Here is a 5,259-nt window from a genome sequence, read left to right on the forward strand (position 1 = left end):
GTCCGTGTGCGGCGCCTCGGCGGGTTCTTCGGCCACAGACGGCCTGGCTTCTGCGACGGCCCCCTGGCGCTGCACCTCAGCCATCAGCCGGTAGCCCAGCTTGGGCACGGTGGAGATGCAGTTCACGCCGTCCGGCCCCAGCGCCTGGCGCAGCTTGCCCACCGCATTGGTGACGGCCTTGTCGACCACCGGCGTGCCGGGCCACAGCTCGGCCAGCAGGTCATCCCGGGTGACGACCTCGCCGGCGCGGCGCAGCAGCATGCTGAGGATGCGCAGCGGCTTGGGCTCCAGGGCGACCGGTGCGCCGGCCACGCGCAAGCACCAGCGCACTTCATCGAACTCGACCTCGCCAAAGGTCCAGATGGACCCGGCGAGCGCTTGGGACAACCCAGCTTCTTGCATGAACACGATTCCTTGGAACGCACCGCGCTCCCGGGTTGGGAGCAATCGCTCCGCGCTGGCCAAAACCCGCTGGATGAGCGGGTCAGGCTGGCGCGGTGCATGGCCGGCGATGTGATGACACAGCGCAAAAACAATGCCTGACTGACGTCATACAACCGTCAACAGGCAAAGCTAGAAAAATTCAATAAGTCCGCCGAATTTCCACCCCGACACACCTTTTTACCGGGCAACCATGGCTTTTCCGTTGCCCTTTCATGGCGCAGCCGAGGCCCTGTTTCGGGGCATGCCACGCACACTGCGGCTCACTTCGGCGGGGCCGGTTGTTGTATGACCGACCCTTGCAGAAGCCGGCGCGCAACGGTCACAAGCCGGCACGACGGACCTCACTCCCCCTTCTTCACAAGGTGTTCCATGAGACTCAAACAATGGGTTGCCCTGTCGCTGCTGGCCATCGCCACAAGCCATGTTGCAGCCGAAGCAATCGTCAAACAATCAGGCCCAGCCCGGACCCCGACCGCCGCGCCACCCGGGACCACCAAGATCTACAGCACGCTGAACACGGACGCGACCAACGTCTATGACTACGGCTGGGGCCCGGCCATCTTGGGGCCGCTGTGGCACATGCAGGGCGTGCCGGGCTCGCGCGGGCCGCAGCAGCACTTCGCGGTGCCGTTCAAGGCCAAGTCCAACATCAGCGTGACGCAGGTCATCGTGCCGCTCTCGCAGGACAGCGTCAAAGACGCCAGCACCCTGCTCATCTCGATCAACGCAGACGCCAAGGGCCTGCCCGGCGAAGCGATCTACACCTGGCAGGACATGCCGATCCAGAACACGCTGAACGCCGACAACACCGCGCGCCAGTGCTGCACCTATGTCGCCCCGAGCGCTGCAGCCGGCGAAGTGCCGCTGGTGGAAGGCAAGAAGTACTGGATCGTCGTCGCGACCACGCCCAAGAGCCGCATCACCGCGATGTGGTACTTCAACTCGCGCGGCCTGACCGGCACCGATGCCTACCTGGACGGCGGCGGCGTGTGGCAGAGCCAGAGCGAAGTGCTGCTGCCGGCCGTGGGCGTCTACGGCGTGCCGACCGAGTGAGCAAGCGCGTCTTCGCACTCGTCCCCGCCTTCACCCTCCCCGCTTTCCGTCATCCGACAAAGGTTTTCCCATGCGAATCCCGCAAACCCTGACAGCGCTGCTGTCGTTGCTCGCGCTCGCCGCAGCGACCACAGCCACCTCGGCCAGCGCCGAGCCCATCATCCGCCGAGTCGGTCCCGCACAGTCGGTCGCACCGACGGCGGATGCGAAGTCCCAGGCCAAGGCCGACACCCAGGTCCTGTACTCGACGATCACGTCGAACGTCGCGATGTACAAGGCCGACGCCGGGCTGAGCATCGCCGGCGACAGCGCGAGCGACCCGCTGCAGAACGCCGCGGTGCCGTTCACGCCCGCCATCAACGCCAACCTGACCAAGATGGTGCTGCCGGTGGCCCTGGGCGCCGGCAACCGCAGCACGCTGAACATCGTGGTGTATGCCGACGCGAATGGCGTGCCGGGCGCGCCGCTGTTCACCTGGACCGATGTGACGCCTTTCGACTGGAAGACCGAGAAAGGCGCGATCTACCCCTGCTGCAGTTATGTGCAGGTCACCACGGCCGAAACCATCGCACTGACGGCCGGCGTGCAGTACTGGGTCGGCACGGTCACCACGGCAGGCAGCGACGTCAGCGCCATCTGGCTGAACAACGCCAACGGCACGACCGGCGGCTACGCCACCTACGGCACCAGCGGCAGCTGGATCAAGGCCGCCTCGGCCACGCTGCCGGCGCTGTCGGTCTACGGCGTGGCCCGCTGAAGCCGCAGGTCGCTGAACTCAGCGCTCGAACGGATTGCCCGCAGCACGCAGCCGGCGCAAGCCGCTGGCCAGGTGCGCGCGGGCACTGTCGGCATCGCCCAGCCGCATCTGCGCTGCAGTGCGTTGGGCGATCTCGCCTGGAATGAGCTGAAGCGGCTCGCCGGTGCTCATCGCCAGCAGTTGCACCTGGGCCGCGCGCTCCAGGTAGTAAAGGTCGTCCCAGGCCTCTGCCACGCTGGCGCCGCAGACCAGCACGCCGTGGTTCTTCAGGAACACGATGTCGGCAGTGCCGATGGCTTTGGCAATGCGGTCGCCCTCGGTGTTGTCCAGCGCCAGGCCGTTGTAGTGCGGGTCCACGGCGGTGCGGCCCAGGAACTTCAACGCGGTCTGGCCTGCCCAGCGCAGCGGCTCGCCCTGCAGCATGCTCAATGCCGTCGCATGCGGCATGTGGGTGTGGAACGCGGCGCGTATGCGTGGCTGCTGGCGATGCAGCCGGGCGTGGATGTAGAAGGCCGTGGCCTCGGGCTGCCCTTGGCCGGCCAGCACCTGCCCGTCCACATGGCAGATCAGCAGGCTGGAAGCGGTGACCTCGGCAAAGGCCAAGCCATAAGGATTGACCAGGAACAGCGTGTCACTGCCCGGCAGCAAGGCTGAAAAGTGATTGCAGATGCCCTCCTCCAGCCCGTGCTGAGCGGCCAGCTGGAAACAGGCGGCCAGTTCGATGCGGGCCTGGTGGATCGCTTCGTTGTCCAGCTCGGGCAGTTCGGCAGACGGGGCAACGGATGCGGCAAGGGTGTGGGCCATGGCGAGATGATGCCTGTTCACCAGCCCGCCGCTGCCAGCAATTCCGGCACGCCAGCCAGCGTGGGCAGCGTCGCGTCAGGCGCGTAGTCGGGCAGCAGCCGGCGGCCGGTGCCGCGGTCGATCCACACGCAGCGGAAACCGATGTCCCGTGCCGCCGCATGGTCCAGGTGCGGGCTGGCGCAGATGTGCAGCACCTCGTCCTTCGTCACGCCCAGCGCCTCATGCGCATGGTCGAACAGCCGGCGGTTGGGCTTGTAGGCGCCCGCCTGCTGCGCGGTGATGACGCGGTCGATGTGGCCGCCCAGCTGCACCACGTTGCCGGCAATGATGTCGTCGTCGGTGTTGGAGACGATGCACAGCCGCCAGCCCGCCGCCTTCAGCCGCGCCAGCGTGGTCACCACCTCGGGAAACGGCGGCATCGCCGAGATGCGTTTGGCCAGCGAGGCCATGTCACCGTCGCCCACCGGCAGGCCCAGCTCGCGCAAGGCCATCTGCAAGCCCTGGCCGGCCACCTCGCGGAACGAGCGGTGCGGTGGCGTCTGCTCCAGCGCGTGTTCGTGGTGGTCATACACCTGGATCAGTCTTTCGGGCGAGACATGGTCGGCCTGCTTGGCGGCCAGCAGCTCGCGCACGGCCGCCTGCAGGCCCTCGTCCCACTGGATGAGGGTGCCGTAGCAGTCGAAGGTGAGCCAGCGGGGACGGGAGCCGGAAAGGGACATGGCGATGGGCTTTCTGCAGTGCAAGACAAGGAATGGGTGGCATCGTAGGCAGCCATCCTGTAATTTGGAAATTCGATTTGATGCAACACCTCAGTTGAATGTCTAATGACACCTTCAAAGTGGAAGGAGTGCCGAGGTGCTGGACCTGGAGTTGCTGCAGACCCTCGTCTGCGTGGTGGACGAGCGCAGCTTCACGCGGGCTGGTGAGCGGGTGCACCGCACCCAGTCCACCGTCAGCCAGCAGATCCGCAAGCTGGAAGAGCGCGTGGGCCGGCCGCTGCTGCTGCGCGACCGCACCGGCACGCAGATCACGCCCACCGCCCAGGGCGAGTTGCTGACGAACTACGCCCGCCGCCTGCTGGCACTGGCCCAGGAGGCCGAGGACGTGTTCGCGAGCGAAGGCGCCGTGCTGCCGGTGCGCGTGGGCGTGCCGGAAGATTTCGACGCGCGCCGCATGTCCGCCCTGCTCTCGGGCTTCAGCGCGCAGCAGCCCGGCCTGCGCCTGGCAACCATCAGCGGCATGAGCACGGACCTGAAACACAAACTCGCGCAGGGCGAGCTGGATCTGGCACTGGTCAAGCGCTCACCGGGCGAAGGCGAGTGCCTGGCCGCCTGGCCTGAAACCCTGGTCTGGGTGCAAGGCCAGGGCTTTGCGCTGCCCCCCGGCGAGCCCATCCCGCTGGCGCTGTTCCCGCAAGGTTGCGTCTACCGCCAGCGCGCGCTGCGCGGCCTGGACAAGGCGCGCCGCCGCTGGCGCCAGGCCTTTGGCAGCCACAGCCTCACCGGCATCCAGGCCGCAGTCGCCTCGGGCCTGGCGATCAGCGTTTTGCCCACCACCGCGCTGCTGCCCGAGCACCGGCTGTGCGAAGGCCTGCCCGAACTGGCGCCAACAGAGCTGGCACTGGTTGCGGCTTCAGGTGCGGTGCTGACCGCGCCGCAGCGGGCGCTGGTCGATCACCTGCAGCAGGCACTGAGCGTGTAGCGCAGGCTCAACGGGCAGCGGCGGATGACGCGGCCTCCACCGCAGGGCTCGCCTTGACGCTCAATCCCAGCTCGACCTGCGACGCTTGCTCAGCGTCCAGTCGTTTGGGCGCAACCAGCAGCAGGCGGTCCTGCGGGACATTGCGTGAAATCAGCCGACTGCTGACGGCCTCTGCGCGTGACGTGGCCAGTGCCGTGAGCTGGTCCTCGGTGACGGCGCTCTGCGCCATCAATTGCTGCTGCAGCGCGGCATGCAGCGGGAACTCTGGCGGCTTGGCCTCTGCTGTCCTGGCGGGCTCGGCTGGCTTGGCAGCGGCAGCCTTGATCTGCTGTCGCAAGGCCTCCAGGGCGGGCCCGCCCAGGCGCTGGGTGTAGATCGCTTCCAGTGCCTGGCGGACCTCGGGCTGGGTGAGGTTCACGGCGCCTGGCAGTTCGCCGGGGGCCACTTCCTGCTTGCGCTGGGCCGCCACGGCCTGGCGCAGCCAGAGGTCCTGCAGCGCG

Annotated in this window: 7 protein-coding genes; 3 read left to right on the forward strand and 4 right to left on the reverse strand. The window is 67.5% G+C overall.

What is annotated here, in order from left to right; genetic code table 11:
• A partial coding sequence (locus FKP22_RS20330; protein ID WP_211361488.1) for a winged helix-turn-helix domain-containing protein occupies positions 1–387 on the reverse strand: 387 nt, incomplete at its 3' end.
• Between the two features lie 426 nt (positions 388–813).
• Between FKP22_RS20330 and FKP22_RS20335 the strand changes: the two genes are divergently transcribed.
• Positions 814–1,497 carry a hypothetical protein gene (locus tag FKP22_RS20335; RefSeq protein ID WP_141289514.1) on the forward strand — a complete coding sequence of 228 codons (684 nt, stop codon included), beginning with the start codon at positions 814–816 and terminating at the stop codon, positions 1,495–1,497.
• Between the two features lie 70 nt (positions 1,498–1,567).
• Positions 1,568–2,254 (forward strand): hypothetical protein, encoded by a 687-nt coding sequence (locus FKP22_RS20340; RefSeq protein WP_141289515.1) that lies wholly within the window; start codon positions 1,568–1,570, stop codon positions 2,252–2,254.
• 18 nt (positions 2,255–2,272) lie between these two features.
• On the opposite strand, the gene FKP22_RS20345 is transcribed toward FKP22_RS20340, so the two are convergent.
• Together FKP22_RS20345 and FKP22_RS20350 are read right to left on the reverse strand one after the other, a co-directional pair.
• Complete coding sequence (locus FKP22_RS20345; protein WP_141289516.1) at positions 2,273–3,058, reverse strand: aldolase; 786 nt, start codon at positions 3,056–3,058, stop codon at positions 2,273–2,275.
• A 17-nt stretch (positions 3,059–3,075) separates the two neighbouring features.
• Positions 3,076–3,777, reverse strand: a complete 702-nt coding sequence (locus FKP22_RS20350; RefSeq protein WP_141289517.1) for a haloacid dehalogenase type II — start codon at positions 3,775–3,777, stop codon at positions 3,076–3,078.
• A gap of 136 nt (positions 3,778–3,913) precedes the next feature.
• Here FKP22_RS20350 and FKP22_RS20355 point away from each other — a divergent pair, with 136 nt between their 5' ends.
• Positions 3,914–4,759: a LysR family transcriptional regulator gene (locus tag FKP22_RS20355; RefSeq protein ID WP_141289518.1), complete on the forward strand. Its 846-nt coding sequence runs from the start codon at positions 3,914–3,916 to the stop codon at positions 4,757–4,759.
• A 7-nt stretch (positions 4,760–4,766) separates the two neighbouring features.
• Here FKP22_RS20355 and FKP22_RS32325 read toward each other — a convergent pair.
• Positions 4,767–5,259 (reverse strand): hypothetical protein (locus FKP22_RS32325; protein ID WP_211361489.1); only part of this gene is annotated, 493 nt, incomplete at its 5' end.

Source organism: Ideonella azotifigens, assembly GCF_006519715.1.
GTDB lineage: Bacteria > Pseudomonadota > Gammaproteobacteria > Burkholderiales > Burkholderiaceae_C > Ideonella > Ideonella azotifigens.